Here is a 23,479-nt window from a genome sequence, read left to right on the forward strand (position 1 = left end):
TCAACGATCCCTCGGGTCGAGCGCGTCGCGCAGGCCGTCGCCGACGAAATTCAGCGCGAACAGCGTCGAGACAAGGAAAAATGCTGGGAACAAAAGCAGCCAGTTGGCGGTGCCGATGTTCTTGGCGCCGGTCGAGATCAGCACGCCCCAGCTGGTCATCGGTTCCTGCACGCCGAGCCCGAGGAACGACAGGAAACTCTCCAGGATGATGACTTGCGGCACCAGCAGCGTCATATAGATGACCACTGGGCCAAGCAGGTTGGGAATGACGTGGCGGATCAGAATGCCGCGCTGGCCTATGCCCATCGCCTCCGCCGCCTGGACATATTCCTGCCGCCGGATCGACAGCGCCTGTCCGCGCACGATGCGCGCCATGTCGAGCCACAGCACGGCGCCGACCGCCAGGAACATCAGCACGAAGTTCCGGCCGAAGAACACCACCAGCATAATGACGAAGAAAATGAACGGCAGCGAATAGAGCACATCGACAATGCGCATCATCACCTCGTCTATCCTGCCGCCGGCAAGGCCGGACGCAGCGCCGTAGAGCACGCCGATGACGCACGCAACGACCCCGGCGAGCAGGCCGATGGCCAGCGAGATGCGCCCGGCCATCAGCGTCCGCGACAGGAGATCGCGGCCAGTATTGTCGGTGCCGAACAGGAAATACTGCTGCCTGATTGAAGCGCTCATCACCGCTTCAAGGCCGTCAGCCGATTTGCTCTCTATCTTGGTGTTGTCGAAGGCATCGGAACGGTCGAGGTAGCGGACATTGCGGTCGTCGATCGGCTTGCGCGATGTGACGGTGACGAAGATGCGATTGTCTTCCTGCCGCCACTGCTTGATGTCGACACGCATGCGCTTGATCGCCTCGTTGAGCGCGGTTTCTATCTTGTCGGGCTTCGGATAGGCCGACAAGCTCGGCGGCATGCGCACATAGTCGGCGTAGATGGTGGTGTATCGATGCGGCACCAAAGAGGGTCCGAACACGCTGAGGATCGCGATGAAGGCAAGATAATACAGGCTGAACATGGCGGCGCGGTTGGCCTTGAGGCGCGCCCAGGCATCGCCCCACAGGGAACGGCCGACGATGGCCGGAGCGGTGGCTGCGATGTCAGTCATAGCGCACCCTCGGATCGACGAAGGCATACATGACGTCGACGATCAGGTTGAAGACGATGGTGAACAGCGCGATGACCACCACGGTGCCCATGACCAGCGTGTAGTCACGGTTGAGCGCGGCCTCGACGAAATAGCGGCCGATGCCGGGAATGGAAAAGATCGTCTCGACGATGATCGAGCCGGTGAGCAGTGCCGCCGCCGCCGGGCCGGTGAAGGAGACAATCGGCAATATGGCACCGCGCAGCGCATGCTTGACGACCACCGACCAGTCCGACAGGCCGAGCGCACGTGCGGTGCGAATGTGGTGCGAGCGCAACGATTCGATCATCGAGCCGCGCATCAGGCGGGCGACGATGGCGATCTGCGGCAAGGCGAGGGTCAGCACAGGGCCGATCTTGTTGAGCAGGGCGCCATCGCCCCAGCCGCCGATCGGCAGCAGTTTCCAGGTCAGACCGAACAGAAGCTGGATAACCGGCGCGATGACGAAGGTCGGAATGGTGCTGCCGGCGGTCGCCAGAGCGATCACCGAATAGTCGGCAAGCTTGTTCTGGTTGAGCGCGGCAATGGTGCCGAGGAGGCCGCCGAGCAGCAGCGCCAGGATCAGGGCCGAGGCGCCGATCTGGATCGAAACGGGCAGGCCCCTGGCAAACAATTCGCCGACAGTGAAATCCGGCATGTTGTAGCTCGGACCGAAATTGCCGCGCAGCAGATTGCCGAGATAGTGGACATATTGCAGCCAGAGCGGGTCGTTGAGACCGAACTGCGCTTCGAGATTGGTCTTGATCTCGGGGCTCAGGCCCCGCTCCTGATTGAACGGGCCGCCAGGCGCGACGCGTATCAGGAAGAACGCCATGGTCACGATGACCAACAGCGTCGGAATGGCGGTCAGAAGCCGCCGGAATACGTAACGCAGCATCGGTTCCCCGCTTTGCTAGCAAACCGGGACCGCCGCCCCTAACGCATGACCCGAGCCGAAGGTCCGGAGAGGATCACGTGCAAAATCAAGGCGTTACAGCGCCCTGTGCGCGCCCCAAAGGACGCGCGGCGCTGTAAAGGAGCGGCAGTCCGGCCAAGGAGATCAGTCCTTGGAGATGAAGCGGGACGGATGCACATCCATGACGTTGTCCTCGAAGCCATGAAGCTTCGGAGAAACGATATCCTTGTAGCTATAGTAGAGAAGCGGGATGTTGCCGACGTCATCGACGAGGATGCGCTCAGCCTCGGCGAGTTCTTTCATGCGCTCTTCGGGCTTGCCGCCGGCGGCGGCCGCCTCGTCCATGGCCTTCTCGAATTCCGGGCTGTTGTAGCCCGAATAGTTGTTGCCGCTTGCCTTGCGGGAGATGCCGAGGAAGGTTTCCGGATCCTTGTAATCCGCAATCCAGCCGGCACGCGCCACGTCGTAGTCGCCCTTCTGCTCAAGGAAGGAGTAGTGGGTCTTGGTGTCGGTGTTGAGCAGCGTGATTTCGACGCCGAGCGGCTTCAACTGCTCCTGGATGGCGACTGCAGTGTTCTTGTGGTTTTCCGACGTGTTGTAGCGGATTTCCATCTTCAGCGGTTTCTCGGGCGTATAGCCAAGCTTCTCGAGTACCTTCTTGGCCTCATCCTCGCGGTCGATCTGCGACATGTCCGCGTATTTGGCCATTGCCGGCGTATAGCCCTCAATGCCCGGAGGCACCATCGAATAGCCGGGCAGCATTGAGTTCTGCCAGACCTTTTCGGCAAGGAAATCGCGGTCGACTGCCATGGAGATGGCATTGCGCAGTTCGACGTTGTCCCACGGAGCCTTGTCGGTCTTGATCGAAAAATAGTAGGTGCCGAGGTAAGGTCCAACGCGAATCTGATCGCCAAACTTGGCCTTGAGATCGGCGAGCTGCTCGGTCGGGAGGTCGTCGTAGCTGTCGAGTTCGCCGGCCTCGAAGCGCTTTATCGCCGACGAACGATCTTCGGTCGGGATGTAGTTGACGACGTCGAGCTTGACGCTCGCAGCATCCCAGAATTTCGGATTCTTGACCAGTTTGATGTGGTCGTTGGGAACCCACTCCGCCAGGGTAAAGGGGCCGTTGGAGACCAGATTGCCCGGCTTGATCCAATCGGCGCCGAGCTTGTCAATGGACGCCTTGCTGACCGGATAAGTCGCCTGGTGGGTCAGCATTTCAAGGAAATAGGGCGTGGGCGCCTTCAGCGTCACTTCCAGAGTATTTGCGTCGATTGCCTTGACGCCCATCTCCTCCGGCTTCGCCTTCTTGGTGTTCACCTCCTCGGCGTTCTTCACGGGATAGAGCATCGAAGCATATTCGGCGCCGGTGGCCGGATCTTCCAGCCGATGAAACGCGTAGACGAAGTCATCTGCCGTGACCGGGCTACCATCCGACCAGACACCGTCCTTGCGCAGCTTGAAGGTGTAGACAGTGCCGTCGTCCGATACAGTCCAGCTTTCGGCGGCGCCCGGAATGACGTTCGCCTTCTGGTCTTGCATGACCAGCCCCTGGAACAGGTCACGCAATACAGCGGCTTCGTATATTGTCGAGGTCTTGTGCGGGTCGAGCGACTCCGATTCGGCGGCGGTGCCGCGGTTGTAGACGACCTCGGCGAAGGCTGGCGTGTAGAACGTGCCGGCGGCCAAAGCCATGGTTGTGGCGAACACCGTCGCCTTCAGCATGTTTTTCAGCATGAAGTTCTCCCTGTCGAGGCGGCCGTTCAGCTGCGCCTCTTGAGTGTTGACGCCCCGAAGCCGATTAGCTGGCCCCTTTGAGCGCGCCGCCGGTTCCCTTTCCGGCGGCTGGTGGGCAAACAGTAACGTGGTGATTTTTTATTTCAACAGACTCGTGAGGTCACCCTAAGTAAGGCGCAGCGACAGCCACTGCGCGATCGGCAAAACAGCAGTCGAGCCCGTGGACCGAGCCTTCCAGCTACGCAAAAGCAGCTCGGCCACGCCTCGGCCGAGCGATGACTCGCAGATACCAGCGCCGACGTGACCGGTGAATCTCACCAAGGCCTCTTGAGAAAGCCCCTCCCCGTTACGCGCCAAACAGCCGCCGGTCCCAGTAGACCGGCTGGTGCAGGCCTGTGTGGATCTTTGAAAACTCCGGATGCGCCGGATTGATCGGCACATTGCAATCGAGACGCGCCACGACACTCGGCACCAGCAGGATGGCGCTGCGCCGTTCTAAACACCAGGTTTCGCCGAATCCCTGGCTCACCATCGCCGGCATCGTGTCCCAGCCGGGCAGTGAAGGGTGGGAAAAGACCTCGTAACTCAGTCCGCGCGAGATTGTGATTTCGATGTAGTGCTGGTTGGGCGGCAGTCGGCCGCTGCCATGCACCAGCTTTTCCAACAGGGCCGTCGAATAGTGCTCGCTGGTGTAGATGATAGGACTTCCGGGCGTGTTCCACCGCCCTGGCGCGATTGTCGAGCCGGTCGCATCGAAGATCGGGTAGGTGCCGGCCGGATCGCCGATACGAAAGGACGATAGAGTGCGATCGAGAGCCTGCGCCGTCACGCAGCACTGCCGTACTTCAGACCTGCGAGAATATCGACCACCATTTCGGCACCGAACTCGCTCATGATAACGACGTCGATCGGTCGCTTGTCCTCAATCATCGGGTGCGGCCGAAACAGGAAATCGCGCGCTTCCTCCTCGTTCTGCCAGACATCGACAGCAAGGCCCCAGACGCGCGCGACGCGGGCCAATCGCGTGCCCTCGTCCGACGAGAGGCGATGTACCGCCTTGCGCCGCTCGTAGGTCGCCTTGGGGATCAGCCGGTATTTGAACTGAGCATCGCCAGGCGCCAGAAGATGCGCAACGCGCTCAAGTGCGCCAATCGGAAGTCCATCCTCGATCCGGGAGATCAGCCCGAAAGGCGACCGCGCCGCCACCTCTTTAACGGGCAGCCCCAACACGTCGGCGACATTTCCGAGCGCTAGCATATCACTCTCCATTCCATGTGAGGCAATAGTTAGCCTCACATGATGCGTCATGCAAACCACCCGTTCAATCTGCGGCCCGCCGCGAATACGAGAGCCTAACCGCAGGCGCAGAGAACGTCGATGTGTTCATCCTCTCTCTAATCTCGATCCGGGTTTGGATAGGTAGAGCCATCGTGCCAGTCACGATCATGCGAATACCGGTCCGAACCCGGTGGTTGCGACGATACAGTCGCGCCCCCTGTTCTTTGCCACATAGAGATTCTGATCAGCGCAGCAAGATGTCATTCAAGGATTGGCCGCGGCAGCAATTTGACACAACCCGCACGTCAGATCCTACACATTGGCGAAAACCCTTGCACCTCGTGGGAAGTTTGGACTGGGGACTGGGCAATAGCCTTCAGCGGATCGCATGATATTGATGCAAGTCAATGGGGTCCCTTACTAACTAAATCCTAGGTTGTGGCGCGCAGGATCGGCCGGGTCGCCCGCTCGATGCTTGGCGACCTGACGGCGAACTTCGCCGTCATGACGGCGCTGTGCGCACCGTTCGCGCTGGCGCTGGCCGCCTTCGCCATCGATGAAGGCTCGATCTATGTGGAGCGCCGGGAAGGTCAAGCAATGACCGATCTGGCGGCAATCACCGCCGCCTCCAACATCAACAACATTGAAGCCGCGGTGGTGACCACGCTCGGCGACAACGGAATGCCGGGTATCGTTGTTCAGAAGGCAGGGCAGACGATCACCCCTGCCATTGGAAAGACTATCGTGTCGGTCACCCCGGCCGATATTCAGCAGAGTCGTCGCTCGGCGTCGACAAGCGCTTCAAGCCGGCAAAACGCCCTACAACGCCGTCCATGTCACGCTGAAAAAGGTTCCTGCCCGCTATTTCGCGAGTTCGCTTATCCCTACGCCGGTGATCGGCACCCAAGCCGTGGCCAGCATAGCGCCGCAGGCGATGTTCTCGGTCGGGTCCAGGCTTCTCAGCGTCAATGGCGGCATCCTCAACGCTCTTCTCAGCAAGTTCCTGGGCGGCAACATCGCGCTCAGCGTCATGGACCACAACGCTCTGATCGCTGCCGACGTGAACCTGCTTTCGTTCATCGATGCCCTTGCCGTTGAGATGCAGCTGACGGGTGTGAGCTATTCGGAGGTGCTGGCTTCCAAAGCGACGGTGGGCGAGATAGCGACCGCCATGGCTAATGTTTCACCCGTTGGCAGCACCAGCAAGCTGGCTTTGCAGACAATCGCGTCAAGGACCACCAACACGGTCAAGATACCGCTCAATCATCTTGTCGATCTTGGTTCAATGGGCCAGTTGGGCCTCGGGCAAAAGTCGCCCGGCTTTTCGGTCGACGCCAGCGCCATGGGCATGCTGACCACCGCTGCTGCACTGGCCAACGGCTCGAAGCAGGTCGAGCTCAATCTCGGAGCCGCCATTCCGGGGCTTGCCTCCACCACGCTTGCGATTGCAATCGGCGAACCTGCACAATTCTCGCCATGGCTGACAATCGGCGAGAAGGGTGCTGTGGTGCGTACGGCGCAGACGCGGATCAAGCTGGTGGCGTCCGTCGGCGGCAGCAATGCGACTCTCGGTGGCGGCATCAGCCTGCTGGCCGTCAAACTGCCGTTGCATGTCGAGGTGGCCTCTGCCGAAGCCAAGCTGACCGACATCAGCTGCCCGACGGGGCACCCCGACAGTTTGAAAGTTACCATTGCCGCACGTCCGGGCCTTGCCTCGCTGCACCTCGGCGCCAGCGATGCCGATAACAGCCCCTCCGCCTTCGCCGATTTCAGCAACCCACAGTCGTTTCAAAATGCCGAAATCGCGCAGGTCAGCGTGAAGCTTCTGTTTCTCACCCTCAATCTGATCGGCGTGAATGGTTCTGCAGCCGTTGAGATCGCCAACAACGATCCGACGATCTTGATCTTCAACAGCACCGACATCGCAAGCAAGACGATAAAGAACGCCTCGACGAAGAACCTGACGCAATCTCTCACCACGTCGCTGGTAAACAATTTGTCGCTTTCGGTCAGTGCGCTGGGCCTCGGGCTTGATGTAACCGCCTTGCTCGGAACCGTGAAGCCGGCAGTGGTGGCGCTGCTGAACGGCGTGAGGGCGCCGGTCGAGGAATTGGTTTACAACGTGCTTGGGGCGCTGGGCGTGCGCGTCGGCGAGGCCGATGTCCGGGTCATGGGCGCGACTTGCGGGCGCTCTGTGCTTGTTCAGTGAGTTGGAGAGATCAGCCGGCTCGTCCGAGAAAGCAGCCCAACGGCGGCAGCGACAGAATCTTTTCCTGCAAGGCGGCACCAGCGCCAAGGTCGATCGTCTCTGCGACATCGCTACCCTGCGGCAACGGCCAGTTGGCCGGCTCCTCGGCGAAGTTGAAAACGCACAGCAGCTTCTCGCCGCCGCCTTCGCGAATGAAGGCAAGCACTTCGCCCTCGGCATCGAGAAAACGGATCGAACCTTGTACCAGCGCCGCATGCCGCTTGCGCAACGCCAGCATCGCCCGATAGCTGGCCAGAACTGACTTTTCCTCGCCGTTCTGGATATCGACCGCGCGGGCGCGATGGCTTTCCGGGATTGGAAGCCACGGCCTGCCGATTGAAAAGCCGGCATTGTTGGCGCCCTTCTCCCACACCATCGGCGTGCGGCAGCCATCCCTGCCCTTGAACCCCGGCCAGAAGCGGATGCCGTAAGGATCGCGCAAATCCTCGAACGCCAATTCCGCCTCCTCCAGCCCGAGTTCCTCACCCTGATAGAGGCAGATCGATCCACGCAGGGATGACAGCAGCGCGATGGAGAACTTCGCCGTCCTTTCCGGGTCGCCGCCGGACCTTGTCCATCGCGTCACATGGCGAACGACATCGTGGTTGGAAAACGCCCAGCAGACCCAGCCGTCGGAGACAGCACTCTCGAACGCTTCGACGCAGCCACGCACATGCGCCGCCGAGAATTGCGGACCGAGCAGGTCGAATGTGTAGCACATGTCGAGCTTGTCGCCGCCGCTGGTGTAGGCGGCGAGCGTCTGCAACGAACGGGCTTCGTCGCCGACCTCGCCGACAGCGACGCGGCCCTCATATTCGTCGAGCAACGCCCGAAACCGCTTGAGGAAAGCCAGGTTTTCGGGCTGCGTCTTGTCAAACAAATGCTCCTGATAGAGGTACGGATTGGTTTCGGTGTTGGTGCCTGAGACGCTTGACGCCAGGGGCGGGTTGCTGCGCAGCCAGCGGTCATGGACATAGTAGTTGACGGTATCGAGGCGAAACCCGTCGACGCCGCGCTCCAGCCAAAACCGCACCGTTTCCAGCAAGGCGTCCTGAACCTCCGGATTGTGGAAATTGAGGTCCGGCTGCGAGGCGAGGAAATTGTGCATGTAATATTGCCTGCGGGTCGCGTCCCACTCCCAGGCGGGGCCGCCGAAGACCGACAGCCAGTTGTTGGGCGCGGTGCCGTCGGGCTTCGGATCGGACCAGACATACCAGTCCGCCCTGGGATTATCGCGACTCGCGCGGCTTTCGACGAACCATTCGTGCCGGTCGGACGAATGCGACAGAACCTGGTCGATAATGACTTTCAGGCCGAGACGGTGCGCCTCGGCGACCACTGCGTCGAAATCCTCTGATGTGCCGAACATCGGATCGACGGCTGTATAGTCGGATACGTCGTAGCCCATATCGGCCATCGGCGACTTAAAGAAGGGCGACAGCCAGACGGCGTCAGCGCCAAGCGATGCGACATGCGCCAGCCTCGATGTGATACCACGCAGATCGCCACTGCCGTCCCCCGTCGTGTCCCGGAAGGAGCGCGGGTAGATCTGGTAGATGACGCAGCCGCGCCACCACTCGGCGTGGTCACTTGCCACTCGGGTTCTCCTTTATCTGAGCCTGCGCGGCTTCGTGTTCGATCATGAAAATCACCGTTCGCCCCGGCACCGGCCGTGAAATTCCGGCTGCGCCGTCCGATGCTTCGATGGCTGGCTGCCAGCGAAATCCGTCGCGCTCCGGCAGCGTGAACATACATGCCCGGCGATCGCCATTGATGACAACGGCAAGGCGGCGATCATCGGTGCCGAGCATCATGACCAGGCGGTACCGCGCCGGATCGTGCCAGCCTGCCTTGTCGAGCGGCGTGCCGGTTTCAGTGAGCCAGACCGCGTCCGGTTGTTCTGATCCGGGCGGCGGCTCTCCAGTCAGGAAGCGCGTGTCGGAAAGCGCCGGCACGCAACGACGCATCGCGGCGAGCAAAACGGCGTATTGTTCCAGCGCCCGATCGCGCCCGGACCAGTCGAGCCAGGTGATCTCGTTGTCCTGCGCATAGGCGTTGTTGTTGCCCTTCTGGGTGCGGCCGAATTCGTCTCCGGCGGTCAGCATGATCGTGCCGCGTGAGGCAAACAGCGTGGCCAGAAGCGCACATCGGTCATCGAAACGTGCCGTAACGATCGCCCGGTCGCCGGTCTCGCCCTCGACGCCATTGTTCCAGGACAGATTGTCGTCGTGGCCATCGCGGTTCTGCTCGCCATTGGCCTCATTGTGCTTGTGCTCGTAGGCAACAATGTCGGCCAGCGTCATGCCGTCATGCGCGGCGATGAAATTGACGCTGCGGCTCGTCTGCTGGCCTGGCTTGGCAAACACGTCGGACGAGCCGGCAAGCCGGGTGGCGAGCGCGCCGACCATCCCGCTGTCGCCGCGCCAGAACCGGCGGATGTCGTCGCGATATCTGTCGTTCCATTCGAGGAAGCGCGGCGGAAAATTGCCAAGCTGATAGCCGTCCGGGCCGATATCCCATGGCTCGGCGATGAGCACCCGGTCGCCAAGGAGCGGATCATCCCGAATAGCCATGAGCAGTGGCGCAGCGGCGTCGAACGCGCCATCGACCCGGCCCAGAATGGGCGCCAGATCGAAGCGGAAACCATCGACGCCGGCATGGCGGACAAAGTGACGAAGCGTGTCGAGGACCATTTCCCTGACGACCGGATGATCACAAGCGACGGTGTTGCCGGTGCCGGTGTCGTTGATCAAGCTGCCGTCCGGCCGATGCCGGTAGTAGGCGCGGCTGTCGAGGCCGCGCAGCGACAGCGTCGGTCCAAGCCTGTCGCTTTCGCCGGTGTGGTTGAAGACAAGATCGAGGATGACGCCGATGCCGGCCCCACGCAGCGTGGCAACCGTCTGCCGCAATTCCGCGAGACCGCCGAGCGCGAGGCGCGGGTCGAGCGCCATGAAGGTCACGGGATTGTAGCCCCAGGCATTGCGCAGCCCGAGCGGCGGCAAATGCCGCTCGTCGATCGATGCCGTCACCGGCATCAGTTCGACCGCCCCGACCCCGAGTTTTTTCAGATGCTCGACGGTAGCCGGATGGGCAAGGGCTGCAACCGTCCCGCGCTGGTGCTTCGGGATGTCGGGATGCAGCATGGTGAAGGCGCGCACCGGCACTTCATAGATCAGGCCGCCGGGCTGGAACAGCGGCGGCAAGGCAGGCACCGGCTGTGGCAGGGTGGCAGCAACCGCCTTCGGCAGCAGCGGCGCGGTATCGGCGCCCCCGCCCCGGCGCGCGGCGAGCCTGACGTCATAGACATAAGGCCTGTCGATTTCGACGGCATAGGGGTCGACCAGCAGCTTGTCGGGATCGAACCAAAGCCCATTCTCGGGCGTATAATCGCCATCGGCGCGAAATCCGTATCGAGTGCCGGCGGCGAGGCCGGCAACGAAAAGCGCGTGAACGCCCTCGCCTTCCGGCTGGAGTTCGAGCCGGTCGATCTCCCTCTCCCCCTGCTCATCGAAGATCGAGACCCAGAGCCGGGCGGCCGCGGACGACCATGCGGCAAAGCGGATGCCGCCGCGGGTGACGGTGGCACCGAGTGAGTTCATACGGCGACCCCTTCTCCCCTTGTGGGAGAAGGTGGATCGGCGCGCAGCGCCGAGACGGATGAGGGGTGCTGGAAGAAACGAGGCATGGGCGATTCGAGCAAAGGTGTGCGCCAAGCTGGAGCACCCCTCATCCGACCGAGCTTCGCTCGGCCACCTTCTCCCACAAGGGGAGAAGGGGGAGCTTCGCAACGCAGGCCGAACTCAGACGGCCGGCTGTCAACCAAACTCAAGTAATCACGCTCGGCTTGGCGCGGCCGGTATGGCTGCGAATCCCGGCGATATCTTCGGCTGCCGCAATCAGGTCGGCAAGCGCCTCCTGCGTGTCGAGATCGTGCCTGGACCTGTCCGGCTCGTAGCGCTCGATATAGACGCGCAGCGTCGCCCCCGAGGTACCGGTGCCGGAGAGACGGAAGACGACGCGCGATCCGCCTTCGAACAGCACCCTGATGCCCTGGTTCCTGGCTATCGAGCCGTCGACCGGGTCGTGATAGGCGAAATCGTCGGCGCTGGCGATCTTCATGCCGCGCACGCTGGTGCCGGGCAAGGAAGCGAGCCTGGCCCGCAATTGGTCGACCAGCGCATTGGCGCGGTCGGTCTCGACCTCCTCGTAGTCATGGCGTGAGTAGTAATTGCGGCCATAGGCGGCCCAGTGCTCGGTGACGATCTGCTTGGCGCTTTCGCCGCGGGCAGCGAGGATATTGAGCCACAAAAGCACGGCCCACAGCCCGTCCTTTTCGCGGACATGGTTGGAGCCGGTTCCGGCACTTTCCTCGCCGCAGATCGTCGCCATGTCGGCATCGAGCAGATTGCCAAAGAATTTCCAGCCGGTCGGCGTTTCATAGATGCCGATGCCGAGCTTTTCGGCGACGCGGTCGGCTGCACCGCTGGTCGGCATTGAGCGGGCGATGCCTTTCAGCCCGGCCTTGTAGCCCGGCGCCAGATGAGCATTGGCGGCGAGCATAGCCACCGAATCCGACGGGGTGACGAAAATGCCCTTGCCGATGATCAGGTTGCGGTCGCCGTCGCCGTCGGAAGCGGCGCCGAAATCCGGGGCATCCGGTCCCATCATCTCGTCATAGAGGTGCTTTGCGTGGACCAGGTTCGGGTCTGGGTGGTGGCCGCCGAAATCCGGCAGGGGAACGAAGTTGCGGGCGGTGCCTTTCGGCGCGCCGAGCCGGTTTTCCAGGATCTCCTTGGCATAGGGACCAGTCACGGCATGCATGGCGTCGAAGCGCATGCGGAAGCCTGACTTGAACAGCCCACGCAACGCATCGAAATCGAACAGATCTTCCATCAGCTCGGCATAGTCGGCGACCGGGTCGATCACCTCGACGGTCATGCCGCCCGCCTCGACGGTACCGATCGTGTCGAGGTCAACCGTGCCGATATCGGCGGTCTTGAAGCTCGAAATCACCTTGGTCTTGGCGAAGATCGCGTCGGTCAGCTTTTCCGCTGCCGGGCCGCCATTGCCGGCATTGTATTTGATGCCGAAATCCTCGTGCGGGCCGCCCGGATTGTGGCTGGCCGACAGGATGATGCCGCCGAAGGTGTTGTATTTGCGAATGATGTTGGAAGCGGCCGGCGTCGACAGGATGCCGCCCTGCCCGACCATCACCTTGCCGAAACCGTTTGCCGCGGCCATGGCGATGGCCTTCTGGATGACCTCGCGGTTGTAAAAGCGGCCGTCGCCGCCAATCACCAGCGTCTTGCCCTCGAACCCGTCCAGCGCATCGAAAATCGACTGGATGAAGTTCTCGGCATAGTGCTCCTGCTGGAACACCGGCACTTTCTTGCGCAGCCCGGATGTGCCGGGCTTCTGGTCGAGATAAGGTTTGGTGGCGACGGTGCGTATCATGCGTCAAGCCCTTTTCGAAAGCAGCAAGCGATAGAGTTCGAGGTATTTTTCTGCGCTTTTATCCCACGACACATCCGCCTTCATGCCTTGCCGCTGCATCGACGTCCAGATCGCAGGGTTGGCGTGCGCCGCGACCAGCCGACGGATGGAGTGCAGCAAGGCGCCGGCATCGGCGGGTGCGAACTGGAAGCCGGTCGCCACACCTGCCGAAATCGCCGCTTCATTGGCGTCGATGATGGTGTCGGCAAGACCGCCGGTGCGGGCGACGACCGGCACGCAGCCATAGCGCAGGCCGTAAAGCTGCGTCAGTCCGCAAGGCTCGAAGCGCGACGGGATGATGATTGCGTCACAGCCGCCCTGCATGGTGTGGGAAAGCGCCTCGTCATAACCGACGACGACGCCGATGCGACCGCGATGGCGGGCGGCGGCGGCCAGCAGCGCGCCTTCGAGGCCGGCGTCGCCGGACCCCAGGATCGCCAGGCGGGCACCCCTCGCAACAATCCCGTCGACGACCGTTGCCAGTATGTCCATTCCCTTCTGCCAGGTGAGCCGGCTGATCACGCAAACGATCGGACTGTCGTCGCGGTCAAGGTTGAAACGATCCTCGACGGCGGTCCGGTTGGGGTGCCGCGCCTTCAACGTCTTGGCCGTGTAGTTGGAGACCAGATGCTTGTCGGTTTCAGGGTTCCATATCGCGGTGTCGATGCCGTTGACGATGCCATAGAGATCAACGGACCGCATGTTGATGAGGCCATCGAGCCCCATGCCGAATTCCGGCGAGCGGATCTCCTGCGCATAGGTCGGGCTGACTGTGGTGATGGCCCAGGCGGCCTGCAGGCCAGCCTTGAGGAAACCGACGCCGCCATAATATTCGACGCCGTCGAGTGCCATGGCCGCCGCCGGCAAGCCGAGTTCGCCAAAGATGCCGGCGCCGAACTGGCCCTGGAAAGCCAGATTGTGGACGGTGATCATCGACGGCGTGCCAACCGCCTTGCCGTAGCGCATATAGGCCAGCGTCATCGCCGATTGCCAGTCATGGGCATGGACGATGTCCGGCTGGTAGCCCGAGACGGCGCCGCCGGCGATGTCGCCGCCAACCTGGCTCAGGGCCGCGAAACGCCGCCAATTGTCCGGCCAGTCGGCGCCGGTGGCATTGCCATAGGGGCCGCCGGGGCGATCGAACAGATGCGGCGCGTCGAGCACGAACAGGTCGAGCCCGGCGATCTGGACGGCATGGACCGAAGACTTGCCGCCTTGCAGCAGCGGATAGTGGTGAACGGGTTTTTTCTTCTTGAAGGCATCCATGATCTGGGGATAGCCGGGAACAAGCGTGCGCATCGCCACGCCCTTGCCGGCGAGCGCGATGGGCAACGCGCCGGTCACGTCGGCAAGCCCGCCAGTCTTGATCAGAGGGAATATTTCGGGCGTGACCGACAGGACCTGCATTCACGACAGTCCCAGTTTGTCGATCATGGCCTGCGTGACGAGGCAGATGCCCTTTTCGGAAACGCGGAAGCGCTTGGCGTCGAGGACGGGATCCTCGCCGACCACGAGCCCTTCGGGAATCCTGACGCCATGATCGATCACCACGCGCTTCAATCTCGCGCTGCGGCCGACCTGGCAGTCGGGCAGCATGACGACGTCCTCTAGCGTCGAATAGGAGTTGATGCGCGCGCCGGTGAAGATCAGGCTTCGCTTCAGCGAAGCGCCTGAGACGATGCAATCGCCCGAGACCAGCGAGGATACCGCCGAGCCACGGCGGCCATCCTCGTCATGCACGAACTTTGCCGGCGGCTTCAACTCGGCATAGGTCCAGATCGGCCAGTCGCGGTCGTAGAGGTCGAGCTCGGGCGTGATGTCGGTGAGGTCGATATTGGCTTCCCAATAGGCGTCGACGGTCCCGACATCGCGCCAGTAGGCTTCGTTTTCGGCGGTCGAGCGCACGCAGGATTTGGCGAAGCGATGGGCGATCGCCTTGCCGTGCTCGACGACATAGGGGATGATGTCCTTGCCGAAGTCACGGCTTGAGCCCGGTTCGGCCGCGTCGCGGCGCAGCTGCTCCATCAGGAACTTGGTCTTGAACACGTAGATGCCCATCGAGGCCAGGGCAAAATCCGGCTTGTCGGGAATGCCGGGCGGATCGGCGGGCTTCTCGATGAAGGAGATGATGGTGTCCTTCTTGTCGACATGCATGACGCCGAAGCCGGTCGCCTCCATGCGCGGCACTTCGAGGCAGCCGACGGTGACGTCGGCGCCGGCGTCGACATGCTGGCGAAGCATCAGCTCATAGTCCATCTTGTAGACGTGATCGCCGGCCAGGATGACCATGTATTCGGGCCCGTAGGCCTCGATGATGTCGATGTTCTGGTAGACGGCATCGGCCGTGCCTTCATACCATTGCGTTTCCGATACGCGCTGACTGGCCGGCAGGATGTCGAAGCTCTCGTTGCGCTCGGGCCGCAGGAAGTTCCAGCCGCGCTGCAGGTGGCGGATCAGCGAGTGCGCCTTGTACTGGGTGGCCACGCCGAGGCGGCGAATACCGGAATTGAGCGCATTGGAGAGCGCAAAATCGATGATGCGCGTCTTGCCGCCGAAATAGACCGCCGGCTTGGCGCGCCGGTCGGTCAATTCCTTGAGGCGGCTGCCACGGCCGCCGGCCAGAACATAGGCCATGGCATCGCGCGCCAGCGGCTGGGTCCGTTTTATCTCTGCCATTCTTATCCTCCCAAGTTACGCGCTGCGAGACATCGCCTAGTCCGGAGCAAATTCGAGCATGATCGTCGACAGCGGCGGCAACAGCACCGTCGCCGAGATGCCTCCTGCTTCCTTCCGAGCCTCGACGGCACCGTCATTGCCCTTGCCGGAACCGCCATAGTCGGAGGCGTCCGTGTTGATGATCTCGCGCCATCTTCCAGCCATTGGCAACGGCACGCGGTAATTGTCCCGCGGCACCGGCGTAAAATTGGAGATGACGGCGACCGGGGCTCCGCCCGGTGCGCTGCGCAGCCATGCAAAGACCGAGTTGGCGCTGTCGTCGACGATCAGCCAGGAAAAGCCCTCCGGCTCGCAATCGCGCGCATGCAACGCCGGGCGTGAGCGGTAGAGATAGTTGAGATCGCGTACCGTCTGCCAGACGCCGCGGTGGGCCCGGAAATCGAGCAGGTTCCAGTCGAGTGCGCGCGCCTCGCTCCACTCGCGGCGCTGGGCGAATTCCTGCCCCATGAACAACAGCTTCTTGCCGGGGTAGCCCCACATAAAGGCGTAGTAGGCGCGCAGCGTCGCGAATTTCTGCCAGTCGTCGCCGGCCATCTTGCCAAGCAGCGTCCCCTTGCCGTGCACGACCTCGTCATGGGAGAGCGGCAGCACGAAATTCTCTGAGAAGGCGTAGACCAGACCGAAGGTGATGTCGCCGTGGTGATGCTTGCGAAAAATCGGCTCCTTGGAGAAATACTCCAGCGTGTCGTGCATGAAGCCCATGTTCCACTTGAAGCCGAAACCCAGCCCGCCCTCATGCACCGGCTGCGAGACTTTTGGCCATGAAGTCGATTCCTCGGCGATCGTCATCACACCCGGATGCTGGCCGTAGACTTCCTTGTTCATCCTCTGGAGGAAACTGACCGCCTCGAGGTTTTCGCGCCCGCCTTTTTCGTTGGGAATCCATTCGCCGGCCTTGCGCGAATAGTCGAGGTAGAGCATCGAGGCGACGGCATCGACGCGCAAACCGTCGACATGGTATTTCTCGGCCCAAAACAGTGCGTTGTTGACCAGGAACGAGACCACCTCGCGCCGGCCGAAATTGTAGATCGCGGTGTTCCAGTCGGGATGGAAGCCCTTGCGCGGGTCGGCATGCTCATAGAGAGCGGTGCCGTCGAAATTGGCCAGGCCATGCGCGTCCACCGGAAAATGCGCCGGCACCCAGTCCAGGATGACGCCGATGCCGGCGCGGTGGGCGCCGTCGACGAACCGGGCAAAACCCTCCGGATCGCCGAAGCGGGCCGACGGCGCGTAGAGGCCCGTCGTCTGGTAGCCCCAGGACGGGTCATAGGGATGTTCGGAGATCGGCATGAATTCGATATGGGTGAAACCCGTGTCGACGACATACGGGATCAGCCGGTTGGCAAGCTCGTCCCATGACAGGAAGCTGCCGTCGTCGTGAAGCTGCCACGAGCCGGCGTGGACCTCGTAGATCGACACCGCCTCGCGCCTGGGATCGGCGTTGCGCCAGAAATTGCGGTGCGCTTCGTCACCCCATTGATGCGCCGGCGGAAGCGCCGTCACCGAAGCGGTGGCCGGGCGCAGTTCGGACTTGAAAGCGAACGGATCGGCCTTCAGCGGCAGCCTCACGCCATCGGGCCCGATGATCTCGTATTTGTATGGCCGTCCGGCGCCGATGTCGGGGATGAACAACTCCCAGATGCCGGTGTCGCGGCGGACGCGCATCGTATGCCTGCGGCCGTCCCATTCGTTGAAGTCGCCGACCACCGAAACGCGCCTTGCATTGGGCGCCCAGACGGCGAAATGCACGCCGGATGCACCCTCGTGATCGATGAGATGCGCCCCGAGCTTGTCGAACAGCCTGAGGTGCGAACCTTCGGCGATGTAATAGTCGTCCAGCGGACCCAGTACCGGACCGAACGAATAGGGATCGGTCAGCCACCAGTCACCGCCGGCATTGCGCGCGTGATAGCGCAGCGGCTGACGCTTTCTGAGCGACAGGCTGCCCTCGAAGAAGCCGCCTTCGTCGCGCCTGGAGAGTTCGCCGGCGTTCTTGCCGGTCAGCGTATAGGCAGTGACGAAATCGGCATGAGGGACGAAGCAGCGGGCGACAAAGCCCTTGTCGACCTCGTGCACACCGAGGACAGCGAAAGGATCACCATGCGTGCCGGCGACAATTGCCGCGACATCACCGGCTGACGCCAGTCCATCCGGCCCGCTTGTCGCAGCGGTCGCGCGCGGCTTCCTCATCAGGCAGTGACCCTCCCCGGCACCCGGACCACGTTGTTCGTGGCCTCATGCAATCATATCAAACGGGCACGTTCCAGATTTCTTTCGCATATTGGCGGATCGTGCGATCGGACGAGAACCAGCCGACGCGGGCGACATTGCGAATTGCCTTGGCGTACCAATCCGGGCTGTCGCGCCAGACGGCGTCGACATCGCGCTGGGTTGACGCGTAGGCATCGAAATCCGCAGCGACCATGAACCAGTCGCTCTGATAGAGGCCGTTCATCAGGTCGCGATAGCGTTCCGGATCGTCAGGCGAAAAGACGCCCGTCGAAACGGCGGCCACGGCCTGCGCCAGTTCGGGAGAGGCTTCGATCACCGTTCGCGGATCGTAGCCGTTGCTGCGCCGCTCGGCGACCTCTTCGGTGGTCAGGCCGAAAATGAAAATATTGTCGTCGCCGACGCATTCCTTGATCTCGACATTGGCGCCGTCGAGCGTGCCGATGGTCAGCGCACCGTTCAGCGCGAACTTCATGTTGCCGGTGCCGGAGGCTTCCATCCCGGCGGTCGATATCTGCTCCGAAAGATCGGCGGCCGGCATCATGATCTCGGCCAGGCTGACATTGTAGTTCGGCACGAACACCACTTTGAGCAAGCCGCGAACGGCCGGGTCGCGGTTGATGACTTTGGCGACGTCGTTGGCGAGCTTGATGATCAGCTTGGCATTGTGATAGCTGGGCGCCGCCTTGCCGCCGAAGAACTTGACGCGCGGCATCCAATTTCGCTCGGGATGGGAGCGGATCTGGTCGTAGAGCGCGACTGTTTCGAGGATGTTCAGGAGCTGGCGCTTGTATTCGTGGATGCGCTTGATCTGGATGTCGAACAACGCCGAGGGATCAATCCTGATGCCGAGGCGGTCGGCGACGAGATTGGCAAGCTTGGCCTTGTTCGCCCGCTTGACTGCGGCGAACTTGTCGCGGAAGGCGGCGTCGTCAGCAAAGGCATCGAGCTCCTTGATCGCGTCTATATCGTCGAGGAAGCGGTCGCCGATCGCTTCGCGGGTAAGCGCGGTGAGACCGGGATTGCACTGGATCAGCCAGCGCCGCGGCGTGATGCCGTTGGTCTTGTTGTTGATGCGGTCGGGGTAGAGCCGGTGGAGCTCGGCAAACACCGTTTCCTTCATCAGCTCGGTGTGAAGGGCAGAGACGCCGTTGATCGAGTGCGAGCCGACAAAGGCCAGATTGCCCATGCGCACCCGGCGCTCGCCGTTTTCCTGTATCAGCGAGATCTGGCTGATCTGCTCGTCAGAAAACTGCTCGGAGGCGCGCGCCTCCAGCAGCACTTCGGCGTTGATGGCGTAGACGATCTGCATGTGGCGCGGCAACAGCCGCTCGAACAGCGGCACCGGCCAGCTTTCGAGCGCTTCGGGGAGCAGCGTATGATTGGTATAGCCGAAGGTCCGCTTGGTGATACTCCAGGCCTGGTCGAAATCCATGCCGTGGACATCCATCAACAGGCGCAGCAGCTCGGCCACCGCAATGGCCGGATGGGTATCGTTCAGATGGATCGCCGCTTTGTCGGGCAGCGACTGCAGGTCGCCATACTGGCTGAGATGACGCTGAATGATGTCCTGCAACGATGCGGTAGAAAAGAAATACTCTTGCCTGAGCCGCAGCTCCTGACCGGCCTTGTGGGAATCAGCAGGGTAAAGGACGCGCGACAAGGCATCGGCCTTGTTGCTTTCGGCGAGCGCACCGATGTGATCGCCGGCGTTGAACTTGTCGAGCAGTATCGGATCGATCGGCATGCCGGACCAGAGCCGCAGCGTGTTGACGCGGTTGGCCCGCCAGCCAACCACCGGCGTATCGTAGGCAACCGCCAAAACGTGTTCGATCGGTTTCCAGACGTGGCGCTCAAGCCTGCCGTCCTTTGAGGTGATCGAATCCACCGAGCCGCCGAAGCCGACCTCGAAGGCGCGTTCGCGCCGCTCGAACTCCCAGGGGTTGCCGTGATCGAGCCAGGTCTCGGGCAGCTCAACCTGCCAGCCGTCATGGATTTCCTGACGAAACATGCCGTTGGCGTAGCGAATGCCATAGCCATGCGCGGGGATGCCGACGGTTGCCATGCTTTCCATGAAGCAGGCGGCGAGCCGGCCGAGACCACCATTGCCAAGCGCTGCATCTGGTTCAAGGGCGGCGATGAGGTCAAGGTCGACGCCGAGAGACCGCAGCGCTTCGCGCATATTGTCCATCAGCCCGAGATTGGAGAAGGCGTCGCGCATCAGGCGACCGATGAGGAATTCCAGGGAGAGGTAATAGACGCGCTTTTCCTGATGGGCGTAGGCCTCTTGCGTCGCCTGCATCCAATGATCGACGATATGGTCGCGCACGACCTTGATCGAGGCGGTGAGCCAGTCGTATTGCGTCGCGACGCTGGTCCCCTTGCCGAGCCTGTATTTGAGGGCCTTCAAGACTTCCTCGGCAAGCGCCTTGGGATCGGAGTTTTCGAGAATGGGAGCTTCGGTCGTTATCGCGTGCGTCATGCTGCCTCTTGTGCGGTTGCCAAGATCATACCGGCTTTCACCATTCCTCCCAGCCATGCTAGCTCATATTGTTAAGCGTTCAATCGAGTTAGATTGCCGCGGGGAAGCTTACCCTGCGGCAGTTTAGCAACTTAAAGTGCGTCGCGTTTGGGCCTCTGCGAGGCACCTTGCTTTGGGCGACATGCATCAGGCCGCCAGTGCCGCCTCCGGCGGAAGCTTCGCTCCGGTCATGAAGGCGACGGCGTCGGACATCGTATATTGCTTGGGATCGATGACACAGAGCCGACGGCCCAGCCGATGGATGTGAATGCGGTCGGCCACCTCGAAGACATGCGGCATGTTGTGGGAAATTAGCACGATCGGCAGGCCGCGCTTCTTCACGTCGAGGATCAGTTCGAGCACGCGGCGGCTCTCCTTGACGCCTAACGCCGCCGTCGGCTCATCCATGATGACCATCTTCGAGCCGAAGGCGGCGGCGCGCGCCACCGCCACGCCCTGGCGTTGGCCGCCCGAGAGCGTTTCCACGGCCTGGCTGATGTTCTGGATGGTCATCAGGCCAAGTTCGGTGAGCTTGTCGCGGGCGCGCTTTTCCATTGCCGGGCGGTCGAGCATGCGCAGCCAGTCGCCCAGAAAACCCGGTTTGCGGATCTCGCGACCGAGGAACATGTTGTCGGCGATCGACAGCGCCGGCGACAGCGCCAGGTTCTGGTAGACGGTTTCGATGCCGGCTTCGCGGGCTTCGATGGGCGACTTGAAGAGCACCTGCTTGCCGTCCAACTCGATGATCCCTTCGTCCGGGACAACGGCGCCCGAGATCGCCTTGATCAGCGTCGACTTGCCGGCTCCATTGTCGCCGATCACGGCCAGGATCTCTCCCGGATAGAGATCGAAGTCGCAGCTGTTCAGTGCGGTGACGCGGCCGTAGCGCTTGACGAGGCCGCGCGCGGTGAGGATGGGCTCCTGGGTCATGGTTACACCGAAACCTTTCTGATCCACTGGTCGATCGCCACGGCGCCGATGATCAGCACACCGGTGAGCAGCACTTTCCATTGCGGATCGGCGCCCAGCATGTTGAGGCCCATCGAAACGACGCCGACGATCATCGCGCCGAACAGCGTGCCCAGAATAGAGCCGCGCCCGCCGAAGAGGGAAATGCCGCCGATCACCGTCGCGGTGATCGCCTGCAAATTGTAGTCGGTGACGGCAGCGGACGGCGAGATCGAGCCGTTGCGGCCGATGGAGACCCAGGCAGCGAAAGCGGCGATCAGCCCGGCAAGCGTGTAGACCGAGATCAGCACCTTCTTGGTCTGGATGCCCGACAGCTTCGCTGCCTCCGGATCGTCGCCGACAGCGTAGACATGACGGCCCCATGCCGTGTGATTGAGCACGTACCACAAGAACAGCACCAGCACGACCATGGCAATGACGCCGAACGTCAGCACCGCCGTGCCGACCTTGAAGTTCAGGCCAAACAGATGCAGCAGCGGGGCTTGGACGTCGACGTCGGCGTCACGGATCGTCTCATTGGCCGAATAGATGAAGTTCGTGGCCATGACGATGTTCCAGGTGCCGAGCGTGACGATGAAGGGCGGCAGCTTCATGTAGGCGACCAGCAGCCCGTTGAGCAGCCCGCAGGCCGCGCCGGCGGCAAGCCCGATCACCACGGCAAGCAAGGTCGGCAGGCCATAGGTGACCGCGCAATTGCCCATGATCACGGCCGAAATCACCATGATCACGCCGATTGACAGGTCGATGCCGGCTGTCAGGATGACCAGCGTCTGCGCGGCGCCGAGAATACCGACGATGGCGATCTGCTGCAGGATCAGCGTCAGCGTGTAGGACGAAAAGAACCGTCCTCCGATCGTGACGCCAAAGACAGCGATCGACAGGACCAGCACGATCAGCGGCACCGCAGCCGGAGTGGAATGCAGGAAATGCTGGATGCGCTTGACGAGCGACGTGCCATGCTCGTCAAAAGCAGCAACGCTTGTCTCGCTGTTCGCGAGAGCCTTTTCGAATTCCTGAACCTGAGACATGTTTCCTCCCATGAGGCTTCAGCCACGCGCCGACGCCCGTCCAACCGTTCCCGATCTGCCGCCGGAATTGTTCGCGCTTGCGATTTCCGCATCGTCCACCCGAAGCGGCCGGGGATCAAGCCCCTGGCCGCTTCGGTCTATTGCCTGTCAGACCGGCATCAGCCCCAGCACTTGGCGAGGCCTTCCTTGGTGTCGATGGACTTCACGCCCTCCGCAGGCTTGTCGGTCACGAGGTTGACGCCCGTGTCGAAGAAATCCTTACCTTCGGTCGGCTTGGGCTTCGTCCCGTCCTTGGCGTAAGCGGCGATCGCTTCGATGCCGAGTGCCGCCATCTGCAGCGGATATTGCTGTGAGGTCGCACCGATCACGCCCTCGGCGACCGACTTCACGCCGGGGCAGCCGCCATCGACCGACACGATCAGCACATTGCCTTCGAGACCCACGGCCTTGAGCGCCTGGTAGGCGCCGACGGCTGCCGGCTCGTTGATGGTGTGGATCACGTTGATGCCGGGATCCTTCTGGAGGAGGTTCTCCATCGCCTTGCGGCCACCTTCCTCGTTGCCGTTGGTAACGTCGTGGCCGACGATGCGCGGATCGTCCTCATCGCCGATCTTGTTGGGGTCCTTCACGTCGATGCCGTAGCCCATCATGAAGCCCTGGTCGCGCAGCACGTCGACCGTCGGCTGCGAGGGCGTCAGGTCGAGGAAGCCGATCCTGGCATCCTTCGCCTTGTCGCCGAGCGTCGCTGCGGCCCACGCGCCGATCAGCTTGCCGGCCTCCAGATTGTCGGTCGCAAAGGTCGCGTCGGCGGCGTCGAGCGGATCAAGCGGCGTGTCGAGCGCGATCACGAGCAGACCGGCGTCACGTGCCTTATTCACCGCCGGGACGATGCCCTTGGTGTCCGACGCGGTGATCAGGATGCCCTTGGCGCCGTCGGCGATACAGCTTTCGATCGCCGCCACCTGGCTTTCGCTGTCGCCGTCGATCTTGCCGGCATAGGCTTTGAGTTCGACGCCGAGTTCCTTGGCCTTGGCGCTCGCGCCTTCCTTCATCTTGACGAAGAACGGGTTGGTGTCGGTCTTGGTGATCAGGCAGGCGCCGACATCGGCGGCGGACGCAGCCGAGGTGAACGCCATCAGGCCCAGTCCGGCCGCGGCAAAAACGGTGGATCTTAGCAGTGCTGT

17 protein-coding genes are annotated in these 23,479 nt (G+C 62.2%); 2 read left to right on the forward strand and 15 right to left on the reverse strand.

What is annotated here, in order from left to right; translation table 11 throughout:
- The 5 genes from AC0L15_RS03725 to AC0L15_RS03745 all read right to left on the reverse strand — a co-directional run bounded on the left by AC0L15_RS03725 (window position 1) and on the right by AC0L15_RS03745 (window position 5,050).
- Window positions 1-1,122 carry an ABC transporter permease gene (locus AC0L15_RS03725; RefSeq protein ID WP_287244923.1) on the reverse strand — a complete coding sequence of 374 codons (1,122 nt, stop codon included), beginning with the start codon at window positions 1,120-1,122 and terminating at the stop codon, window positions 1-3.
- Window positions 1,115-2,038, reverse strand: coding sequence for an ABC transporter permease subunit (locus AC0L15_RS03730; protein WP_287244925.1), 924 nt, complete (start codon window positions 2,036-2,038; stop codon window positions 1,115-1,117). The genes AC0L15_RS03725 and AC0L15_RS03730 overlap by 8 nt, the downstream gene beginning before the upstream one ends.
- 162 nt (window positions 2,039-2,200) lie before the next feature.
- Complete coding sequence (locus AC0L15_RS03735; RefSeq protein ID WP_023799734.1) at window positions 2,201-3,793, reverse strand: peptide ABC transporter substrate-binding protein; 1,593 nt, start codon at window positions 3,791-3,793, stop codon at window positions 2,201-2,203.
- 346 nt (window positions 3,794-4,139) lie between these two features.
- Window positions 4,140-4,622 carry an RES family NAD+ phosphorylase gene (locus AC0L15_RS03740; protein ID WP_287244926.1) on the reverse strand — a complete coding sequence of 161 codons (483 nt, stop codon included), beginning with the start codon at window positions 4,620-4,622 and terminating at the stop codon, window positions 4,140-4,142.
- Window positions 4,619-5,050 carry a DUF2384 domain-containing protein gene (locus AC0L15_RS03745; RefSeq protein ID WP_287172717.1) on the reverse strand — a complete coding sequence of 144 codons (432 nt, stop codon included), beginning with the start codon at window positions 5,048-5,050 and terminating at the stop codon, window positions 4,619-4,621. The genes AC0L15_RS03740 and AC0L15_RS03745 overlap by 4 nt, the downstream gene beginning before the upstream one ends.
- Before the next feature lie 492 nt (window positions 5,051-5,542).
- Between AC0L15_RS03745 and AC0L15_RS03750 the strand changes: the two genes are divergently transcribed.
- Both AC0L15_RS03750 and AC0L15_RS03755 read left to right on the forward strand, forming a co-directional pair.
- Window positions 5,543-6,169 (forward strand): pilus assembly protein TadG-related protein, encoded by a 627-nt coding sequence (locus tag AC0L15_RS03750; RefSeq protein WP_287244928.1) that lies wholly within the window; start codon window positions 5,543-5,545, stop codon window positions 6,167-6,169.
- Window positions 6,102-7,280 carry a hypothetical protein gene (locus AC0L15_RS03755; RefSeq protein ID WP_473495905.1) on the forward strand — a complete coding sequence of 393 codons (1,179 nt, stop codon included), beginning with the start codon at window positions 6,102-6,104 and terminating at the stop codon, window positions 7,278-7,280. Before AC0L15_RS03750 ends, AC0L15_RS03755 begins: the two co-directional genes overlap by 68 nt.
- 10 nt (window positions 7,281-7,290) lie before the next feature.
- Here the strand turns inward: AC0L15_RS03755 and bglA are convergent, their stop codons facing one another.
- From bglA to AC0L15_RS03805, 10 genes are all read right to left on the reverse strand, one after another.
- Entirely contained in the window at window positions 7,291-8,916 is a 1,626-nt protein-coding gene (bglA, locus tag AC0L15_RS03760; protein ID WP_287244930.1) for a beta-galactosidase BglA, read from the reverse strand.
- Window positions 8,906-10,918 (reverse strand): glycogen debranching protein GlgX, encoded by a 2,013-nt coding sequence (gene glgX / locus AC0L15_RS03765; RefSeq protein ID WP_287244931.1) that lies wholly within the window; start codon window positions 10,916-10,918, stop codon window positions 8,906-8,908. Before glgX ends, bglA begins: the two co-directional genes overlap by 11 nt.
- Window positions 10,919-11,144: 226 nt before the next feature.
- Window positions 11,145-12,773 carry an alpha-D-glucose phosphate-specific phosphoglucomutase gene (locus AC0L15_RS03770; protein ID WP_287244933.1) on the reverse strand — a complete coding sequence of 543 codons (1,629 nt, stop codon included), beginning with the start codon at window positions 12,771-12,773 and terminating at the stop codon, window positions 11,145-11,147.
- Window positions 12,774-12,776: 3 nt separating this feature from the next.
- Entirely contained in the window at window positions 12,777-14,219 is a 1,443-nt protein-coding gene (gene glgA, locus AC0L15_RS03775; protein WP_473495906.1) for a glycogen synthase GlgA, read from the reverse strand.
- Entirely contained in the window at window positions 14,220-15,488 is a 1,269-nt protein-coding gene (gene glgC / locus AC0L15_RS03780) for a glucose-1-phosphate adenylyltransferase (RefSeq protein WP_077381220.1), read from the reverse strand. It lies immediately after the preceding gene.
- Between the two features lie 36 nt (window positions 15,489-15,524).
- On the reverse strand, window positions 15,525-17,738 hold the full coding sequence (gene glgB, locus AC0L15_RS03785) for a 1,4-alpha-glucan branching protein GlgB (protein ID WP_287244937.1): 2,214 nt from the start codon (window positions 17,736-17,738) through the stop codon (window positions 15,525-15,527).
- A gap of 58 nt (window positions 17,739-17,796) precedes the next feature.
- A complete protein-coding gene (locus tag AC0L15_RS03790; protein WP_128167622.1) occupies window positions 17,797-20,259 on the reverse strand; it encodes a glycogen/starch/alpha-glucan phosphorylase in 2,463 nt (820 codons plus the stop codon).
- Between the two features lie 186 nt (window positions 20,260-20,445).
- Window positions 20,446-21,228: an ATP-binding cassette domain-containing protein gene (locus tag AC0L15_RS03795; protein WP_023802796.1), complete on the reverse strand. Its 783-nt coding sequence runs from the start codon at window positions 21,226-21,228 to the stop codon at window positions 20,446-20,448.
- Between the two features lie 2 nt (window positions 21,229-21,230).
- Entirely contained in the window at window positions 21,231-22,295 is a 1,065-nt protein-coding gene (locus AC0L15_RS03800; RefSeq protein ID WP_023802795.1) for an ABC transporter permease, read from the reverse strand.
- A gap of 158 nt (window positions 22,296-22,453) precedes the next feature.
- Window positions 22,454-23,431 (reverse strand): sugar ABC transporter substrate-binding protein, encoded by a 978-nt coding sequence (locus AC0L15_RS03805; protein WP_245277815.1) that lies wholly within the window; start codon window positions 23,429-23,431, stop codon window positions 22,454-22,456.
- Window positions 23,432-23,479: the final 48 nt, after the last annotated feature.

Source organism: Mesorhizobium sp. WSM4846 (genome assembly GCF_055811415.1).